Origin of the sequence: Shewanella nanhaiensis, assembly GCF_019457885.1 — a bacterium.
Classification (GTDB): Bacteria; Pseudomonadota; Gammaproteobacteria; order Enterobacterales; family Shewanellaceae; genus Shewanella; species Shewanella nanhaiensis.
Window position 1 is genome coordinate 313,028 of the sequence record NZ_JAHZST010000002.1, and the last position, 19,412, is coordinate 332,439.

Annotated in this window: 15 protein-coding genes; 5 read left to right on the forward strand and 10 right to left on the reverse strand. The window is 45.0% G+C overall.

Annotated features, from left to right (window positions below; all coding sequences use genetic code 11):
• Positions 1-386: 386 nt before the first annotated feature.
• Both K0625_RS03685 and K0625_RS03690 read right to left on the reverse strand, forming a co-directional pair.
• The gene (locus K0625_RS03685; protein WP_220108591.1) at positions 387-4,088 is read right to left on the reverse strand and encodes a response regulator; all 3,702 of its coding nucleotides are present in this window, start codon (positions 4,086-4,088) and stop codon (positions 387-389) included.
• A gap of 293 nt (positions 4,089-4,381) precedes the next feature.
• Entirely contained in the window at positions 4,382-5,776 is a 1,395-nt protein-coding gene (locus K0625_RS03690; RefSeq protein ID WP_220108425.1) for a PhoH family protein, read from the reverse strand.
• Between the two features lie 425 nt (positions 5,777-6,201).
• On the opposite strand from K0625_RS03690, the gene rapA reads away from it, so the two are divergent.
• Both rapA and K0625_RS03700 read left to right on the forward strand, forming a co-directional pair.
• The gene (rapA, locus tag K0625_RS03695) at positions 6,202-9,108 is read left to right on the forward strand and encodes an RNA polymerase-associated protein RapA (RefSeq protein ID WP_220108426.1); all 2,907 of its coding nucleotides are present in this window, start codon (positions 6,202-6,204) and stop codon (positions 9,106-9,108) included.
• Positions 9,109-9,227: 119 nt separating this feature from the next.
• Positions 9,228-10,121 (forward strand): DUF3530 family protein, encoded by an 894-nt coding sequence (locus K0625_RS03700; protein ID WP_220108427.1) that lies wholly within the window; start codon positions 9,228-9,230, stop codon positions 10,119-10,121.
• Between the two features lie 19 nt (positions 10,122-10,140).
• Here the strand turns inward: K0625_RS03700 and K0625_RS03705 are convergent, their stop codons facing one another.
• A complete protein-coding gene (locus K0625_RS03705; RefSeq protein ID WP_220108428.1) occupies positions 10,141-10,638 on the reverse strand; it encodes a YqhA family protein in 498 nt (165 codons plus the stop codon).
• 133 nt (positions 10,639-10,771) lie between these two features.
• Positions 10,772-11,593: a crotonase/enoyl-CoA hydratase family protein gene (locus K0625_RS03710; protein WP_220108592.1), complete on the reverse strand. Its 822-nt coding sequence runs from the start codon at positions 11,591-11,593 to the stop codon at positions 10,772-10,774.
• Positions 11,594-11,963: 370 nt separating this feature from the next.
• On the opposite strand from K0625_RS03710, the gene K0625_RS03715 reads away from it, so the two are divergent.
• Together K0625_RS03715 and K0625_RS03720 are read left to right on the forward strand one after the other, a co-directional pair.
• Positions 11,964-12,959, forward strand: a complete 996-nt coding sequence (locus tag K0625_RS03715; RefSeq protein WP_012326907.1) for a response regulator — start codon at positions 11,964-11,966, stop codon at positions 12,957-12,959.
• Positions 12,960-12,972: 13 nt separating this feature from the next.
• Positions 12,973-13,935, forward strand: coding sequence for a sensor domain-containing diguanylate cyclase (locus tag K0625_RS03720; protein ID WP_220108429.1), 963 nt, complete (start codon positions 12,973-12,975; stop codon positions 13,933-13,935).
• A gap of 81 nt (positions 13,936-14,016) precedes the next feature.
• On the opposite strand, the gene rraB is transcribed toward K0625_RS03720, so the two are convergent.
• The 6 genes from rraB to K0625_RS03750 form a co-directional block, all read right to left on the reverse strand.
• Complete coding sequence (gene rraB / locus K0625_RS03725; RefSeq protein WP_220108430.1) at positions 14,017-14,451, reverse strand: ribonuclease E inhibitor RraB; 435 nt, start codon at positions 14,449-14,451, stop codon at positions 14,017-14,019.
• 129 nt (positions 14,452-14,580) lie between these two features.
• Complete coding sequence (locus tag K0625_RS03730) at positions 14,581-15,303, reverse strand: 1-acylglycerol-3-phosphate O-acyltransferase (RefSeq protein WP_220108431.1); 723 nt, start codon at positions 15,301-15,303, stop codon at positions 14,581-14,583.
• A 137-nt stretch (positions 15,304-15,440) separates the two neighbouring features.
• Positions 15,441-16,247, reverse strand: coding sequence for a metal ABC transporter permease (locus K0625_RS03735; RefSeq protein WP_220108432.1), 807 nt, complete (start codon positions 16,245-16,247; stop codon positions 15,441-15,443).
• An 82-nt stretch (positions 16,248-16,329) separates the two neighbouring features.
• On the reverse strand, positions 16,330-17,241 hold the full coding sequence (locus tag K0625_RS03740) for a metal ABC transporter solute-binding protein, Zn/Mn family (protein ID WP_220108433.1): 912 nt from the start codon (positions 17,239-17,241) through the stop codon (positions 16,330-16,332).
• A complete protein-coding gene (locus K0625_RS03745; protein WP_220108434.1) occupies positions 17,225-18,433 on the reverse strand; it encodes a hypothetical protein in 1,209 nt (402 codons plus the stop codon). Before K0625_RS03745 ends, K0625_RS03740 begins: the two co-directional genes overlap by 17 nt.
• Before the next feature lie 255 nt (positions 18,434-18,688).
• Entirely contained in the window at positions 18,689-18,979 is a 291-nt protein-coding gene (locus tag K0625_RS03750) for an ABC-type zinc uptake system zinc chaperone (protein ID WP_220108435.1), read from the reverse strand.
• Between the two features lie 265 nt (positions 18,980-19,244).
• Here K0625_RS03750 and K0625_RS24655 point away from each other — a divergent pair, with 265 nt between their 5' ends.
• Positions 19,245-19,370 carry a hypothetical protein gene (locus K0625_RS24655; RefSeq protein ID WP_012326915.1) on the forward strand — a complete coding sequence of 42 codons (126 nt, stop codon included), beginning with the start codon at positions 19,245-19,247 and terminating at the stop codon, positions 19,368-19,370.
• Positions 19,371-19,412: the final 42 nt, after the last annotated feature.

Below are 19,412 nucleotides of genomic sequence, written 5' to 3' on the forward strand. Positions count from 1 at the left end.
TTTGTATCCACCATGGTAACAGCAATCACCTTAGTCTCAAGTGGTATTATTTCCTTATCCCCTAAAACAACAAAGGGGAGATACTCCTAAGAATACTCCCCCTTTTGATGCGCTCTAGGCTAACTGTTTAGCTGACTGTTATACCAATCCCACTAATAATGTGATCTTTCAGCAGGAGTTCAAAGCCCAGTATGCAAGGCAAAGGCTTGAAGCTAATAGTAGCTCTATATCAAAAGCCTATAACGTAGCATAAAGGGTTTTGAAACCTGCACTACGTGAGCCTCTCAGGCATTCCACTTCTGCTTTGCATTGACTCAAAAGGGAATAACCATTTCTTCATCAATGCGCCTTGAATTGAAAAGCCTGAATGGCTCTGAATTACTCACCTATTTAGTAGGATTGGTATTTATCCAATAACTTAAGGTATCAAACAGCTCATTCAATACGATAGGCTTGGTAATATGAGCATTCATTCCCGCATCTAAACTCTTCTCTCTATCGCCTGACATTGCGTGGGCGGTCATGGCTATCACAGGCAGTTCTGACTGACTGTAGTGTTTACGCAGCTCCTTGGTCGCTGTTAAGCCATCCATCACCGGCATCTGGATATCCATCAATACCGCGTCATAGTCATTATCAGCAATCATATCTAAAGCAATTTGACCATTATCAGCCACATCAACCTCATAACCTGCGCTCTTTAACAGTTCAGTCGCCACTTGTTGGTTAATAAAATTATCTTCAACTAAGAGGATTCGACCAGAAACTTCATTCACTTTCTCTTCGGCCAACTCCTTAACAGGATTGAGTTTAGGCGCATCAACAAAGGCTGAAATAATCTCATCAAAGAGTGCAGAGGCTTTAAAGGGCTTTTGCAACATGGCGTAGATATTCGACTTATCCACATCCTCTTTTAACGGCTCTGCCGCGTAGGCTGTCATCATAATGATAATAGGGCGACTATCCAAACGACCATCGGCCACCATACGATCTAGCTCCTCAATCACAGCGATACCATCCATCTCCGGCATCATCCAGTCGAGCAGTAGTAGATCAACCGAAGACTTACCCAGTTTGTAGATAGCTTCTGAGCCACTCGCCGCGGTATCAACGTCGAACTTGAAATCCTGCATGATAGTCGAGTAGATCTGTAGCGCTGTGGGATTGTCATCCACCACTAAAGCTTTAAGGTTGGCTAGCTTTGCAGGCACTATCATGGGCTTAACTTCCGCCTCTTCGGCGATCTCAAAGCTAATGGTGAAGCTAAAGGTACTGCCCACTCCCATCTCACTCTGCACCTGCATGGTGCCGCCCATCATAGAGACTAAGTGTTTACTGATTGAAAGCCCTAGACCTGTACCGCCATACTTACGCGTTGTCGAACCATCTGCTTGAGCGAAAGCATCAAACAGGCTCTCCTGCTGCTCCTTACTGATACCTATTCCTGTATCACGCACCCAAAATTTAAGCGTAATACGATGATCTCGCTCACCCACATCTTCACAACCCAGCTCAATCTCACCACTTTGAGTAAACTTAACTGCGTTTGAGAGCATGTTGATCAGAACCTGCCCCAGACGCAGAGGATCGCCTTCTAGAATCAGACCTGCGGTAACAGGTGCATAAAGCAGTAGCTCAACCCCCTTCTCCTGTGCTTTTAAGGCATTAAGGTCTAAGGCATGGTCCAGCACTTTATCAAGTGGGAACGAGACCCGCTCCAACTCCAGTTTACCCGCTTCAATCTTAGAGAAATCGAGAATATCGTTAATGATCCGCAGCAGTGATTGAGCCGAGAAGCCTGCTTTATCAAGATAATCCTCCTGCTGAGGAGTCAGCGACGTGCGCTGTGCTAGCTGAAGCATACCGATAATGGCGTTCATCGGCGTACGGATCTCATGGCTCATATTTGCCAAGAACTCACTCTTATACAGGTTGGCCGATTCAGCGTCCTGCTTAGCCTCCAACATCACCACTTCGTTACTCTTATGACGAGTAATATCCTTATGGGTTCCCACCATACGCTTAGGCTGATTATCTGTGGTGAACTCAACCACACGACCACGGGAGAGTAGCCAGTGGTATTCACCACTCTTGCCCTTCATCCTAAATTCGATATCGAAAGCACCGATAGGATCGGACAAGTATTCATCGCGATACTCCTCGACACGAATGCGATCGTCGGGATGGATCAATGCATCTATGGTCGAAACCAATGCAGGAAACTCATTAGTTTTGTAGCCTAACATTGAGTAGTAAGCTGGATTACAGATGATCTGCTCAGAGTCGAGATACCAATCCCACAGACCATCTTCTACCGCATCCATCGCCAGATGGTAACGCTCCTCAGATAGCCTTAGCTGCTCCGCAGACTCATATTCACGGGTCACATCACGCCATACGGCAATCAAACCCAACAGCTCACCGCGTCGGTTATAAAATGGCAACTTAAGGGTGTCTAAGAGTACCGGCTTACCCGCCAGCTCTACTTTCTCCTGATAACGCAGTGGCGTTCGCTCTGACAAGACTCGCCCATCTTCCGCCTTGATCCGTACCGATTGCTCCTCAGAGGTGAGTTTGATGCTCTCTTGGCCAATCATCTCACTCTCGGTATAACCAAGCATACGTTCAGCGGACTTGTTGCAACCTAGGTATTTGCCCTCTTTATCTTTAAATACAATCGCCTCAGGAATAGAATCAAGCAAAGAACGAAGCAGTGCATATTCACGCTCACGACGCTCAGTGGTCTCTTTAAGTCGCTCGGTTCTGCGAGCAACCAGTTTATCCAGACGACGATTTTGCTCGGCCAAGTGCCTTGTATACTGCTGGTTCTCTTCAAAAATTCGGCTGACCAGCTGGAACCATGGCTCCCAACCTATTGTCATTCTCTCCGGTGGCTTTCTTGGCTCTTGCGAGCACCCCTCGAGATGAGTCAGTAGCTGAGAGGCTGGATTAACGAAGGATCGACGGGTCTGCCAATGCACTATGGTCACCAGCACAGACAGCGCCAGTACCACTAAGATAAAGGTCAGCTCCAGTTTCTCCCAGGAGTCCTTAAACAGGTCGTTCTCTTCCTGCAGGTAGAGCAGTCGCCACGGCGCATTATGCAGCGCAACGGAGTGAATATAATACCCGTTACGGATCAAACCTTCGTGAGCATCGAACAGTTCAGACTCTGGAATAGAGTGAAGCTCAGAGGGGATCTTCTGACTAATATGGTAGACCCGGCTCATATCGGTACTGTCGTCACCACTATGGGAGAGGATATTGTTCTTCTGGTCTAATAAGATCACTGTGCCGGGCATCTTAAAATAGAGACGGATCTGCCTCGCAAGTGACGACAGTGTCATATCTAGATTGATAGAGCCGATAAACTCATCCTGCAGGTAGATAGGAACACCTAAGGTGGTCAGTAGCTCTTTTTTATTGGGATCCACATAGGCTGGACTCCAAAAAACAGTGCGCTGGGGGTTCATCGCTGGCGTGGCTAACTGAAACTGATTTTTATTAAGCAGCTCCTCTCTAAACCTCTGTTCATCGGCAGGCCAAGGAAAGTAGGACATGATCCTACGTTTTGAGATGTAGTAGATGGAGGAAGCTTTTGGGGCAGCTTCAGTCGCTACGGGAAAAGAGAGAGACAATTCAAACAACATCTCCAGCTCTTGATAGAACTTATCGCTGCGGCCGTTGAGCGAGCCGGAACCTGTAATACGTCCCATGTTGGTAAAGGGCTCACCACTCTGGGCATAACTCGGCTCTAAGGTAAAGTATTGACCACTCTCATTAAACTTCTCATATTGAGGCAATCTATCGGTGCGCACCAGCTCACCGAGTCTCAAGTGATCTATGGCAACATTACGAAGACTATTTACCGCACGAATACTGGACTCAAGCAGCAGATCGACCTGAAGAACGTGGCGCTCTACCTGTTGCTCTCTTAAATCCATTAACTGAGTTTTTTGACGCTCGAAGAAAAACCAGGCCGTGATCAAGGCCATGATGATCACACCAATATAGGTATAGAAAACAGCGCGGTTATAGTTTTTCTGTATCGGTGACTTCAGTTGAAGATCCGGCTCAGTCGGTTTCATGCTTGGCCCTTGAGTAACACGAACTGACTCAGGCATATCCCTGCCTGAGTTATAAAATTCAATATAGGTATAGTATCAGGAAGATAGCTGATTGGAACACACTATCTTGTGATAAAACAGCTAGGGGTAAACAGGCGGAGTACAGAATGTTTAACCACCTCTCTCCCTTTTACCTATTAATTACAAGCCAATCAAAAAGAATACATATGTAAATTTTTTTAGATATTAAAAGGCCTCCGCTAATTTAAATAGCCAGAGACCCAGTTAAGTTAAGATAAGTTTGGCAATGAAAGTTACAAGTTCTCCTCGGCAAACTCAGCAAGGCGAGAACGAACTACGCCATTGAGGTAGATATTGGCACTGCCTTCGAAGTTTTTAAAACGCTCAACAATGTAGGTTAAGCCCGATGTAACAGCGGTGAGATAGTTAGTATCAATCTGAGCTAAGTTACCACTACAGATAAGCTTAGTCCCCTCTCCCATACGGGTGATCATGGTTTTAATCTGAGAGGCGGTTAGATTTTGACACTCATCAAGAATAACCACAGAGTTCTGAATCGAGCGTCCACGCATAAAGTTGATCGATTTAAACTGGATATTAGCCTTGTCCATGATGTAGTTCATGCTACCACTTGGGTTTACATCGTTCTTATGCAGCACCTCTAAGGTATCTGTGATGGCCGCAAGCCAAGGCGCCATCTTCTCCTCTTCGGTACCCGGTAAGAAACCGATAGACTCAGCAATCTCTGGCGTATTACGCGTCACAATCACCTTGTCATAAAGGCCACGCTCTACCACCATCTCAAGGGCTGCTGCGATTGCGAGTAATGTTTTACCACAACCTGCAGGGCCAGTTAAAATCACCAGATCGATATCGGGATCCAGCAGGGCCTGCATCGCCATTCCCTGATAGATATTCTTTGGACGGATCCCCCAAGCATCGAGATTGAGTAACCTGTCTTTGCCCAGATCCAACAGGTGAAGATCGGTATCACTTTTTTCAATTACCCGACCACAAAAGTTGGAGTCTTTATCCATCAGGTACTGGTTAATATAGAAGTTTTCATCACCGACCTCGGCAACAGGCACTGTATGAACCGTGTGTCGTCCTTGAGTCTCTGTGGTGACATGCTCTTTTCTCTCCCAAAAATCACCATCGAATTGATGGAAGCCTTTGGTTAAGAAGCGTATATCGTCAATCAGCTGATCCGTGCGATAGTCTTCAACCAATAATATGCCTGCACCTTTGGCTTTCAGGCGCATATTAATATCTTTAGTGACTAAGACAACGGTACGGGGCTCGTGAATTTTTTGCAGGTGTAGCGCAGTATTGATGATGCGATTATCGTTATTGTCCCCAGGAAGGGACGCTTGTGTCATCTCGAGTTGATGATCAGGAAAGATAGCTAGTGAGCCTGATGCGTCACCGTGATCTTCACGTCTTGGGAGTTTAACGCCCTGAACTATCTCCTCCGGAGTGGTGGTTCCTCCGAGAATATCCTCTAATGCTCTGATAGCCACTCGAGCATCCCGGCTTACATCTCGTTTTCTGTCCTTTATCTGATCCAGTTCTTCCAGAACGGTCATCGGGACAACTACATCGTGTTCTTTAAATGAATAAATGGCTAAAGGTTCATGTAGTAATACATTGGTATCCAGTACAAACAACTTTCTGTCGTCTTGTTCCATGGCGCCTCCATAATTTCCATTAAACTTTTGTTGAAATCTTGGTCGATGCTCCCCTTTAAAAGTATGAGTTTAAGATTTTATTTCATCACCTGAGAGAGTAACTAAACAGTACCCAACAAGCAGTGAAACAATTTAATCCCGTTAAAAATTAAATAAATGATAAAAATGCATATCACTTAAATCCATACTGACACTATTACAGTATAGCTTCAATCACTTAGTTGTGACTTTCTCCTCTCAAATTTTACTTATCTACATGACGAACAGATGACAAATTGATTCCTGATATCTCACCTGTATAATTAACCATCAACTATTGGGTCGCTAGCGGCTCTAATCTCCGAGATTAGCGATCGACATAAATGCGCTTAATGTTATAACATACGCGCCCTTCGTGATTTACCCTGTAGATGAGAATATAAGTAATGCCCTTTTCCTTAGGTCAACGCTGGATAAGTGACACAGAATCTGAACTCGGTTTAGGTACTGTTGTGGCTGTGGAAGGCCGTATGGTCACCGTGATGTTTCCAGCAACAGATGAGAACCGTATGTTCTCTCGAGCCGATGCGCCGTTAACACGTGTTATTTTTAATCCGGGCGATAAAGCTGAAAGCCATGAAGGCTGGAGTTTGACCGTTAGTGAAGTTGAAGAGAAAGATAATCTAATTATCTATCATGGCATTCATGATGAAACTGGTGAGCAGGTCAGCTTAAGAGAGACCCTGTTAAACCACAATATTCGTTTCAATAAGCCACAAGACAGATTGTTTGCGGGACAGATCGATCGTCTCGAGCGATTTGGTATTCGTTACCAGTGCCAGCAACTAAGACACAAGCTCGCCACCTCAGACATGCTAGGTCTACAAGGTCCTAGAGTCGGCCTAATCCCTCACCAGCAGTGGATCGCCCATGAGGTGGGTCGTCGCTTTGCACCAAGGGTGTTACTCGCCGATGAGGTGGGCTTAGGTAAGACTATCGAAGCGGGCCTGATCATTCATCAGCAGCTACTAACTGGCCGCGCTGAGCGTATCTTAGTGATAGTACCAGACACACTTCGCCATCAATGGCTGGTTGAGATGCTTCGCCGCTTCAACCTTAAGTTTTCTGTTTTTGATGAAGACAGATGTGTCGAAGCTTACGCCGATAACGACAACCCTTTCTACACTGAGCAGCTGGTAATCTGCTCACTTGAGCTGCTCCGTAAGAAACGACGCTTAGACCAAGCACTCGCTGCTGACTGGGATCTTATGGTTGTCGACGAAGCTCATCATTTAGAGTGGACGGAAGAGGCACCAAGTCGCGCCTATCGCATAGTCGAAGCACTCAGTGAAGAGATCCCTGGCGTACTGTTACTGACAGCAACGCCAGATCAACTCGGTCATCAGAGTCATTTTGCTCGCCTGCGCCTGCTCGATCCTGATCGCTTCTACGATTATGAGGCTTTCCTCAAGGAGGAAGCCAACTACGCAGATATCGCCAGCACCGCAGATGCATTAGCAGGCAATGAGCCGCTTTCACAGGAGGTTATTGATAATCTCAAGGCTCAGCTAGCTGAAAAAGATATCACAGCGGCTACCGACATTATTCAAGCGACTGACGCTGATGTTGACCAGCAGCAGGCTGCCCGTGATGCGCTACTCCAAGACCTGTTAGACAGACACGGAACTGGACGTGTGCTCTATCGTAACAGTCGCGCCTCAGTAAAAGGCTTCCCGACACGTATCTTCAATCAATATCCACAGAAGATGCCTGCACAATATGTGACCGCTGCACGTGTGGGCGCTATGATGAATGGCCATCTAGATACAGCAGGGAAAGTTAAACAGGCACTAAGCCCTGAGAAAATATACCAAGAGTTTGAGAGCTCAAGTGCAAGTTGGTGGAAGTTTGACCCTCGCGTTGACTGGCTTATCGATTTCTTAAAAGAGAACCGCAGAGAGAAGGTACTTATTATCGCCAGTCAGGCGGAAACAGCCCTAAGCTTGGAAGAGGCACTGCGTACCCGTGAAGGTATACAGGCGACAGTGTTCCATGAAGGGATGTCGATTATCGAACGTGATAAGGCCGGCGCTTACTTTGCTCAAGAAACAGGTGGAGCTCAAGCCCTTATCTGTTCAGAGATAGGCTCAGAAGGGCGTAACTTCCAGTTCGCTAGCCAGTTGATCTTATTCGATCTACCGTTAAACCCTGATCTACTCGAGCAACGTATCGGTCGCTTGGATCGTATCGGTCAGAACAATGATGTCTCTATCCATGTGCCATACCTTGAAGATACAGCGCAAGAGTCTCTTATGCAGTGGTATCACAAGGGATTGAATGCCTTTGAGCAGACCTGTCCAAGTGGTCATATTCTGTTTAATGAGTTTTCAGAGTCACTGCTCAACGTCTTAATAAGCCAAGATAAAGCGGTACTAGAGCAGATTTTAAGTGACACCCAAACCCGCTATGCAGAGCTAAAGTCTGTGATGGAGCAAGGTCGCGATAAGTTACTTGAGATAAACTCTCACGGTGGCGAGCGAGCTAATAAGCTAGTCAATGCCTTAGCCGAGCGCGATGAAGATACCAACCTTATCGGTTCGGTTATTCGTCTGTGGGATATTATCGGTGTAGAGCAGGAAGATAGCGGCGAAAACGCCATTGTGCTTCGCCCGAGCGAGCATATGATGTTCCCAACCTATCCAGGCCTACCGGAAGATGGCATTACTGTCACTTTCGACAGAGAGATGGCGCTTTCCCGTGATGATATCGCCCTTATCACCCAGGAGCACCCACTGGTGCAAACGGGCTTAGATCTGATCACCTCATCGGAAACCGGCACCACAAGCGTAGCAGTGTTGAAAAACAAGTCTCTGCCTGCTGGCACGATATTTCTTGAGCTGATCTACATGGCTGATGCTTCTGCTCCTAAGTCGAGCCAGCTATACCGTTATCTGCCACCGACACCAGTGCGTGTCCTGCTGGATAAAAATGGCAATAACTTAGCCGATAACGTCAATTACGAGAGTTTTAATAAACAGCTAAGCGCCGTGAACCGTCATATTGCCAGCAAGCTGGTCAATGCATCACAAGCGGTACTGCACCCTCTGTTTGCCAAAGGTGAAGAGTTTGCATCTAGCGAATTAGCCTTACTGACTGAAAGCTCGCGCGCTAAAATGACCACGCAACTTAACGGTGAGCTGGAGCGTTTAGAGGCATTAAAAGCGGTTAATCCAAATATTCGTGATGAGGAGCTAGCGCACCTACGCGAGCAGATGGTAGAGCTTAACGGCTACCTAGACGGAGCCGTATTACAGCTCGATGCTATACGTTTAGTGTTGGTTAGCCACGCATAATTAGTTTTCCCTCGCTTTCTAAAGCCCCATAACTAAATAGTTTTGGGGCTTTTTTATTGCCTATTCGATACTCTATACTTAACCTACTCGCACAGTTGACCCACGTAAGAAGCTTTTCGATGAATCTTAGCCACGCCCTCAGTCTCCTCTCTAGATACATCTTATCTATAGGCGCTCTTACCTTTGCAGTAAGCAGTGCAGGCTTGGCTGCCGAACCTAACTCAAGCAATCCAAAGTACAGCTACCTTCCAAATGAGGAGGTGATCTCCATCGATGTAGGCCAACAAAAATCAGAGGTTTTGGTACGCAGCTGGATGGGGAAAAAGAAGCTAGGTGCAGCCATCATCTTCTCTAACCCGGGAATGACAGCCGATTCAGCGGGATTACAGGCTTTCTTAAGACGTGAGCTCCCCCATACAGGCTGGGCCAGTATCGCTATCACGCCACCCAATAAGGTATCCACACCTAACTTTGCCACCTCTCCTGAAGAGGTGTCAAAAGCGGGTGAGGGAAACAATGACAAGGATGGTAGTGAGCGGGTACCTCAATACTCGAAGGAGCAGTGGGTCAAGATCCGAGAAAAGCAGGAGGAGTTTATTGTTAATACAATGAATAAGCTCGATGAGATAGGCTCTCCCTACCAAGGTAAGCGAATTCTTATCACCACAGACCAAGGAGCCGGATTTGTTATCTCAATGCTGAGCAGGAGCAAGCTGCCTAAACCTGACATATTAGTGCTCATCAACCCCTTTATGAGCACTAGGACAGAAAATATGGCGCTACCTAAACAGCTGGCTGAACTGGATATTCCAATACTGGATATTCAATCTTCAGATGGCCATTATGCCTCTCAAGAAACCGTGACTGAGCGCCGGTTACTCTCCCCTCACAATGAGCCCTATCGTTATAGTCAACAACTGATGCAGCTTAACCTGAATCAGGCTGGTGCCTGGCAAACCTGTTTAGATCTGATAGAAGCCTTTGCCCACCGTATCAATAAGGCCTACCCATAATCTCAATCAACTATTGCGATTACTTTTTATCTTTAGTGAGCATCAAGGCTAAAGCTACAAGCACGATAATCACTCCCATATAGAGAAGTTCCAGCATGCTCTGGGGCTTCATCTCGATAAAATAGGAGAACAGTTTGATGATTAACATCATCAAGATCACTTTACCGAGTTTACTCTTAAGAGAATCGATACTGCTGATCACTAAGATCTTTCCGGCAGCCTTGCTCTTCTCTGCAACTTCCAAATTGTTGATAAAGAGCTCATAGAGACCAAAGGCAAAAATCAATAATACCGCTCCAAGTAGGAAGGTATCTAAGATCTCAACCACCACCATAACCAGATCGTTTCTTATCTCATGGCTGCCAGTGAGAATATAGCTCCAGATAAGATCCAGCATATGAATCACATCTTTTAAGCCCATGATAAAGATGACAAATGCAGCTACAATACAGGCTAACACGCCTAACATGACCGAGAGTCGACTGCTCCATAGCACGCGCTCAAATAGGTTTCTCATAAGTAAAACAGTCCATGACAGAGTAAAATTGAGCCGATCTTAATCACTATTATCTCTTTGACCATAATCAAACAAAAAGAGTGTGATCGAACTCACTACCAAAGCGATGTTATTTCAGTTAGGTGATCGATATTCACCAGCCAGATTGGCGAACTCGATACTCAGATTTAGGTTCAACCCCCTTTGCATCTTGACTGTTTCGCTTAGCAGCAATGACTCTATTTTTCCCCATAAGCAGCCGAATCTGACTGATTGATTCCCGAGACAGAAGCTGTCTGACACTGGCTGTCCAGCTCTTGTTAATGCTCATCTTAATAGCGGCATTGGCATCGGGAGAGGTACAACTAATCTCTTCGGCTAACTCTTTGGCCCGTGCCATAGGTGATTGAGCGACTTCAGTCACTAAGCCGACTTCGAGGGATTCTTGCGCCGATAAAACCTTAGCCGTCATGGTCAGCAACATGGCTCTGTCTTTACCCACCAACTCCCTCAGTGATATTAACCCCGCCATATCAGGAACCAGCCCCCATTTGGCTTCCATAATCGAAAGTTTAGCCTCGGGTGATACAAGCCTAATATCTGCACCAAGCGCAATCTGCATTCCACCACCGAAACAGCAGCCTTCAATAACGGCAATCACAGGTATCGGCAACGCTCGCCAACCACAAGAGACCCTCTGAGCAAGGTTGGCATTACCTGGTAGCCACTTAAACAGTAGGCCAACAGCTTGTAGCGGGGAGTTCATAACGCTTTTTACATCAAGTCCCGAACTAAAGTTACCTTCAGCGCCCGATAAAATAACTAACTTCACAGCGCGATCTTTTTTCAACTCAGAGATAACACTATCTATCTCTTTAAACATCTGATAATTAATTGCATTATATTTATCAGGGCGAGTCAACGTGACATACGCAACTCCCTTTTCTATCTCTAGTTGTACAAATTCCCGCCTCATCATGCTCTCCCTAATTAACACTGGTCAGTCCAGAAGCAAGATTAACATATTTGGCATATTTAACTAATAGAGATAACATACAAAGAAAGTTTGACTATCGTCAAAAAAATGACATTATAATTAAGCCTTTCCGGTCATGGTGATAGACAATAGTGAGATCGAAAATGACAAGATAATTGTCTTTTCAAAATTTTTGTCCATAAAAATAAAATAACAGCGACGTTAATGAGAAGAGATTTATAAGATTTCACTTAGATTGAACTCTAAAAACAAAAACAAAAACTGCAATATTTTTCATCGATTGAACGGGCGAGTTCACTAATAAGTGTTATCTTTGAATATATGGGCAGATTAGGATGTTAATAGAAAAATGCCAATCCCAGTACTCATATGTGACGATTCAGCGCTTGCCAGAAAGCAGATGGCCAGAACACTCCCTAAAGAGTGGGAGGTCGATATTACCTTTGCTAATAATGGTGCAGAGGGGATCGAAGCGATTAAAGCCGGTAAAGGCGAAGTGGTTTTTCTCGATCTCAATATGCCGGTTATGGATGGCTATGAAGTTTTAGAGATCATTCAAAGAGAAGATCTTCCCGCGCTCGTTATCGTTGTCTCAGGCGACATTCAGATCAAGGCACATGAAAGAGTTAAAGCACTAGGTGCATTAGACTTTATTCAGAAACCTGTCAGTGCCGATGCCATCAGCAATATTCTTCAAGAGTATGGGATCTTAACCATAGCCCTAGGTGAAGGCGTGGCTGATAGCCCAATGATCAAGGTTGATCTTCGTGATGCCTGTCAAGAGATCGCGAATGTTGCAATGGGACGCGCCGCCGATCTACTCGCCAAACTGCTTGATGTTTTCGTTCTACTCCCCATCCCTAATGTTAATGTTCTCGAAGTTAGCGAGCTCACCATGACGCTAAAAGCCACAGAGGAGCATAGTAAAGTGTCTGCACTCTGTCAGGGCTTTATCGGCGCAGGCATCGCGGGAGAGGCACTGTTGCTATTCCATGACTCCTCATTTAAAGATATGGCAAAACTCATGGGACTCGCGAACCCAGAAGATACCAACACAGAGATGGAGGTGATGATAGATACAGGCAATGTATTGATCGGCGCTTTCCTCAACGGGATCTCTGAACAGCTTCATATGAAGTTCAGCCAGAGCCACCCTGTTGTACTAGGTCGTCACTGCACCGTAAACGATCTTATCCATGATAATTCAGAAAAGTGGTCTAGAACATTAGCGATGGAGATCAACTATCGAATCGAAGATCATGATATTCAGTGCGATCTTCTCCTACTGTTTACTGAAGACTCACTACCGACGCTTAATTTTAAGCTCGGCTACCTGTTAGAATAAGTTGGATTAGTTTATGTCACATGACCAAAGCGCAATGAACGAACTCCACTGGCTGATCGATATGGTTCAGACCATTGAGGTCGGCTTAGTCGTCCTTGATAAGAACTTTAATATCCAGCTTTGGAACGGATTTATGGAGAACCATAGCGGTATCTCTCCTAACTCCATTAAAGATAAGAACCTGTTCGAACAGTTCGACGATCTCCCATCCACCTGGTTAAAACAGAAGATGGAATCGGTATTTCTCCTTAAAAACCGTGCCTTTATTAGCTGGGAGCAGCGTCCATACATCTTTAAGTTTAAAAACTACCGCCCCATCACAGGTCGAGCAGACTTCATGTACCAAAATGTCACCCTGCTCCCACTCTCATCACTGACAGGCCAGATAACCCATATAAGTATGATCGTCTATGATGTTACCGATGTGGCTATCAATAGATTGCAACTCAAAGGCGCCAATGAGCGTTTAGAGTACTTAAGTCAAACCGACGGGCTCACCCAGCTACATAATCGCCGTCACTGGCAACAGTGCATGCAGAGAGAGTTTGACAGGCATGCTCGCTACGGTGATGAAACCAGTTTAGTCATGTTTGATATCGATGACTTTAAGAAGGTGAATGACAACTACGGTCATACTATCGGTGATAAAGTGATTCAACATATCTCCCACCTCCTAAAACAATCTTTACGAGAAACCGATTGTGCAGGTCGTTACGGTGGTGAAGAGTTCTCTGTGGTACTTGCTAAAACCTCAGCAACCGATGCTCTTCAATTTGCCGAACGACTGAGGAAGAAGATCGAGGAGACCGCACTCGTCTATGAAGATCAAACCATTAATGTCACGGTTAGCATCGGAATATGTGATATCCAAGATGAGTTAGAGAACAGCGGCCAGTGGCTTAATTATGCCGATGAAGCTCTCTACACCGCCAAAGAGACAGGACGAAATAAGTGCGTTATCTATAAACAGGAGTAATCAGTTGTGGATACTCAATAAAAATGCCCATCTTGACGGGCATTTTTGTTTATAATTCAACCTATCATATACCAATTGGTATTAATGAAGAGATCTTTTACCTTGCTCTTCGAAGCCATCATCGTCTTCTTCAAAGTCGTCTTCACGGATCTCCATACCATCTTCATCGATAAAGTAGGTACCCCAACCGTCATAATCCACCTTCTGCTTAGCAGCTAGTAACAGCAGAGATTCACATGCCTTATCCAGAAGCTCAACATCTAACAGATGATTAGCGATAGCATCGAAACAGTAGATAACTGAGCCATCTTCGAGCTCCATCTCTTCAGCATCACTGACTTCAAAGCCTGCCTTAAATGCATCGACAGCCGCTTTTTCTAAACGGTCAAAGTTATTCGATGAGAAATGGTGTTCAATTGTGTACTCAGCATCAGGATGAGAACCATCATCTAAGATAGCTGTTACTATCTCCTGATTTTCTTGCTTCTGCGCCTTAAGTAAACGATCAATTGACATAGATAACTCCCAATAAAAAAATCTGCTGGGATTATACACCCAAGGTAAACCACTTCAAGCTTGCATTGGCAAGTACAGACACAAAAAAGCCCCCATAAAACGGAGGCTTTATCACTAAGCTGAACAGAGCTACTTAGCCATTAAGGCGGAGGCTTCCTGATCCAGCTGAGTTAACCGAGTCGACATCATTGCATGGATGCGTTTGGATAACTCTTTAACCTGAGATTTCGCCAACCCTTTTGTTTCAATAGGCTCCATCATCTCAATAATCACCACGCCATTATTCCAGCGATTCAACTTGATATGGCCTTGATTAGATGCCAATACAGGCACCATAGCCACACCAGCCTCTATGGCTGTATGAAAAGCCCCAGACTTGAATGGCAGTAGGCCTTTACCACGAGAGCGAGTGCCTTCGGGGAAGATCCAGATAGAGAGACACTTGTCTTTAATCTTCTTGGCAGTTTGCGCCATCGTTTCAAAGGCTCTACTACGGTTCTTTCTGTCGATAAGAATATTACCTGACAACCAGTAGATTTGACCAAAAAATGGAACCCAAGCCAAACTCTTCTTGCCTAAACTCACAGTCCCTTTAGGCACGGCTGCTGTGTGGGTAAACATATCAAAATTATTTTGATGGTTTGCCAGAAACACACAAGGCTCAGTTGTCGCTACGTTTGCTTTACGTACAATAACCTTAATGCCTAATACAGGTGCTGCGTAGGAGAAAATTTTAGCGAACATGTGTACATTGTCACGATGTCTTGGCCTAATTAAACAAAAAAGACCACCAAAAACAAATGCTAGCAGCAACATTACTGCTAAAACTAACGATCTAAGGATTAAAAGCACAACTCACTCCCTCGGTACCAATGGCGACAGTATAGCCAGCAAGATGATACGACTCAATAAAATGTTTTTACACTTGTAGCCTGAACGTTTATTACCCATCAGCATCGTCAAGCACTAGGGAGTGTAGTCGATCAATATTAACCTTGGTTTAATTCCGGATTAATTTTTCTTGGTTTCTTTTCTGGCTGCGCTTTCCTACCCAAAACGAGTCTAAACAGAATGGTACTTATCGCCAAAGTGGCAACAATTGCCGCACCACTGGGAAGATCGAAACTCGCAGATAAGACCAACCCTGAGATATAACCAACAAGACCAACGGCATAAGCGGCCGGCAAACGGAACCTAGCTTGATACTTGTTAACAGCCAAAGCTGGCAAAATTAACGTACTAAAGACTAAATAGACCCCGACCAACTCAACTGAAAGCGTGATAACTAAGGCAAACATGATATAGAAACCACGTCCATCTAGCAGCGCAGGTTTAATCGAGATAAGCAGTAAAATACAGGCAGAAACACTCGCTGGCAGTATGAGTTGAGACCAGTTAACCCAGAGGATCTGACCCGACATCAATTGCTTCAACATCTCCGCTCCATGGGGGTCATTTGAGAGCAATAACATAGCAGCCACAGCCGCTAACACATAGAAACAACCAATAATCGCTTCTAACTCATCAGCCATTCGCTTCGATAACCATGCGATAAATCCCGCGCCAGCAAGCGCAAATAGTGCAGGCATCCACACGTGAGAATAGGGCAAATGTTCAATATCATGGTTAAGGTGAGCCACTATTGCACCTAAAGCTGCAACTTGAGCGATCGCCAGATCGATAAAGATAATGCCACGTTTCAACACTTGCTGACCAAGTACCACATGGGTAGACAAGACCAAAATCCCCGCAACAAAGGCGGGGAATAGGATTGAGAGTAAGTCAGTATCAAACATAATAAATACTCATAAAGTAAATAGAATCGATCTCGGCCCAGATAGCACCGAGATCTAAACTAAGGGCTTATGCTAATTGGTATTACTGTTTTAAATTTAACAGCAGCTCAATGACACTGTCATAGAGGCTAAACAGATCTTGACTCTGGCTGTTGCCACCAACTGACATAGGCAAAACAACCACAGGTAGATTAGCACGCTCCCCTAGCCACTCGGCACCTCGCTCGCTCTGATAAGAGGCAACAATAATCGCCATCACATCACCAACTTCGGTACGTTTAAGTAAGCTGGCAAGATGACTGCTGCTAGGTGGCAAGCCTGGCTTAGGCTCCAGATCTCCAACTTGCTCTATGCCAATCCAGTTAAATAGGTATCGAAAGCTAGAGTGGTAAGCGATAACTTTCTTACCTTTTAATGGTGCTGCTTTCGCCTCCCATTGAATAATAGCTTGATTCCATTTGGCGCTAAACTCACGTAAAGCTGATTGGTATTGCGCTTTGGAGCTAGGGTCGAGGGAGATAAGCTTTTGACTCAAGGCTTCAGCGACCTTCAAGACTCTCTGTGGAGAGAAGTGCAGATGCGGGTTTCCCTGGGCATGAACATCTCCCATGCTGCGATCTACTGATGCCAATTTGTCTAAAGTATCGATATGATCGGCGGCAAAAAATAACCCTTGATCCGTCGATCTCACCTTGGCATTAGATGACTTCATCTGCAACATAGGCAACCAACCTACCTCCAGATCGGCGCCAGCACAGATAGCGAGATCGGCCTGTCGCATCTTAGCAATTAAACTCGGTCTTGCTTGAACCTGATGTGGATCTTGCATCGCCGTTGTCGCCGAATAGATCTTAGCATCGGGTGCTAACTCTTTCGCCAATGCGGCATACTCAGGTTCACAAGCAAAAATATTCAGTTCGGCACTCGCTAGACTCGAATAGCCTAGGGTGAGCGCAAGTGCAGCGGCTTTAGCTAGATTAGAATTGATGCGCACCGTGAGCCCCCAAAGTCATAACATATTGAAGAGTAATGACGTTATCATCTTCGATACCATCAAAGTTAGTGCCTTTCTGATTAGTATATTGCAGACGAACCGTTGAGAAATGGCTGTGGTGCCAAGCTAAACTAACCTCTGTCTCTTTCAGCTTCTGAGGGTCGAAATGATCGCCATGCATCTCTTGAGTTTCCACTTCACCATAACGTAGACCCGCAGACCAATTAGGTGAGAACTGGTATACCCCACTTAAATACCAACCTTGTTGATCATCAACGCCTTGCCCCACTTCATGCTCGTGATCATGCTCATCGTGGCCATGCTCCTCAAGCGGCGTAAAATCAGTGACCTTAAAATACTCACCACTTAGCGTCAGGTGTTGATATTTATAGTTGCCATTGGGAGCCCATTTATAAACGAAATCAGCAATATAGGTATTTTCACCTGTATACTGGGCGCTATGGCTATGTTCATGACCATGATCATGTCCACTCTCTTCCTCTTCATGATCATCATGCTCATCGGCTGTCATGCGCCCATTTTCATTGCGCATATAACTCAGGCCAGCCTGCCAAGAACCGTTAGCACCGATATCACCACCGAACTTAGTATAAGCAGTGTAAACACCTAGCTCCTCATACTCACGCTCGTTATGCTCATCGGCGGCACGCATACTGTCACCTTTAAATGCCTCAACGCCCATCGCCCAATAAAGATCTGTCGGTGCAACATAGTTAAAACGAACACCATCATCAAAATAATGGCTGCCTAAGAAGGCGCGGTACGCCGCAGGTCTGTCAGAAAATGCATCTGTGTGTACGTGCTGATTATTCAGATAACCCACATCGGAGAGGAAGCGACCTGCACGAATGGAGAATCCACCTGGCATAGCCAGAGTTTGAATAAAGGCTTCCTCAATTCCTAGCTCAGTTTCACCTTCATGTATCTCAACAACGGCGGTTAACTTACCGTAAAACATATCATCAACATTGGCGCTCAGGGCTAACTCGGTATGCCCTAAACCAAAACCTTCAACACGCTCTGCCATAGGGCGCTCGGTATTTTGATAGTAACCGTCAAGTACGGCACTAATCGCTGGGTTTGTCAGTGTCGGATTTTCAGCAAAAGCTGAAGTAGAAATTAGTGCACAGGCAGCAGCCACGTGTGATACGCGGAAATTAGTAACTCTCATTTGTTTCTCCAAAATACAGCCATTCTCTGTTCTCTTTGGAACAGTGAATAAAATCAAAAACTTAAAATAGTTAATCGATATTTCTAAATCATGTAATTGATATCAATCTGACCAGAGAATGTTAGATACACCCAGCTAGCACTCCAGATAATAGGATTGCCAAGCACTGTCATGCATCTACAGGGTGACTCTATTTTCTGAGCCAGCCATAGGCAGACAGAAATAGAGCAGTTCTAAATTCGCTGGAAATTGATATTAAGCTGATACAGGAGGGGCGCGGCTGTTGAAAAAACGGGTATGTTGAGAGATCTTTTCATCAAAATTAACTAGGCTCACTTCAAAGGTTTGAAGACTCACAGCCAAGCCAAAATGGTGAGTAGGGAGTAGTTTGTTTAGCTGATGTTTATGAAAACAGAGCGTACAGTGATTCTGTGCGCCACCATCATTGATATGTTCAACACTATGGGCAGAAGCGGCAAACGACAGGCAGATCAATAGGGCTGAAAGCCATATTGCTATACCTCGTCTAACGCTATTTTTGACCATAAAAAAACACCATCAACACTTAAACTAAACAAAAACGCGTTCAATTTGATACAAACGCTAACCTAAGTCAAGTTACACCTATAATAAAAATAGTTCGTATTTACCATTAAATTTAGTAAATAACCCTGATATAAACAGGACTAAGGTCACTTTATTTCTCTGTTAAATTAATACTGACTTAAGGACAGATGACTAAAATTAACACATAGCGTCCACCAATTCATACCTATGGTTTAACCACTCAACCTAGATGGAGTAATGTAAAATGTTAGAGTTCCTACGTGAAAACGGCAAAATGATCATTTGGACAACGCTTTTCTTCATCGCGATTGGCGGTGGGATCTACTACGTAGATATGGCACTTGAAGCGCAAGTTCAGGTTATCGAATAACCGATAAGAGACTTTTCCTGACAGTCAGGTTTGAGAGCACCG

What these genes read in the sequence shown, in the direction of transcription:
- K0625_RS03685 (WP_220108591.1), bottom strand. Translation starts at nt 4,088, where the DNA reads ATGAAACCGACTGAGCCGGATCTTCAACTGAAGTCACCGATACAGAAA.
- K0625_RS03690 (WP_220108425.1), bottom strand. Translation starts at nt 5,776, where the DNA reads ATGGAACAAGACGACAGAAAGTTGTTTGTACTGGATACCAATGTATTA.
- rapA (WP_220108426.1), top strand. Translation starts at nt 6,202, where the DNA reads ATGCCCTTTTCCTTAGGTCAACGCTGGATAAGTGACACAGAATCTGAA.
- K0625_RS03700 (WP_220108427.1), top strand. Translation starts at nt 9,228, where the DNA reads ATGAATCTTAGCCACGCCCTCAGTCTCCTCTCTAGATACATCTTATCT.
- K0625_RS03705 (WP_220108428.1), bottom strand. Translation starts at nt 10,638, where the DNA reads ATGAGAAACCTATTTGAGCGCGTGCTATGGAGCAGTCGACTCTCGGTC.
- K0625_RS03710 (WP_220108592.1), bottom strand. Translation starts at nt 11,593, where the DNA reads ATGAGGCGGGAATTTGTACAACTAGAGATAGAAAAGGGAGTTGCGTAT.
- K0625_RS03715 (WP_012326907.1), top strand. Translation starts at nt 11,964, where the DNA reads ATGCCAATCCCAGTACTCATATGTGACGATTCAGCGCTTGCCAGAAAG.
- K0625_RS03720 (WP_220108429.1), top strand. Translation starts at nt 12,973, where the DNA reads ATGTCACATGACCAAAGCGCAATGAACGAACTCCACTGGCTGATCGAT.
- rraB (WP_220108430.1), bottom strand. Translation starts at nt 14,451, where the DNA reads ATGTCAATTGATCGTTTACTTAAGGCGCAGAAGCAAGAAAATCAGGAG.
- K0625_RS03735 (WP_220108432.1), bottom strand. Translation starts at nt 16,247, where the DNA reads ATGTTTGATACTGACTTACTCTCAATCCTATTCCCCGCCTTTGTTGCG.
- K0625_RS03745 (WP_220108434.1), bottom strand. Translation starts at nt 18,433, where the DNA reads ATGAGAGTTACTAATTTCCGCGTATCACACGTGGCTGCTGCCTGTGCA.
- K0625_RS03750 (WP_220108435.1), bottom strand. Translation starts at nt 18,979, where the DNA reads ATGGTCAAAAATAGCGTTAGACGAGGTATAGCAATATGGCTTTCAGCC.
- K0625_RS24655 (WP_012326915.1), top strand. Translation starts at nt 19,245, where the DNA reads ATGTTAGAGTTCCTACGTGAAAACGGCAAAATGATCATTTGGACAACG.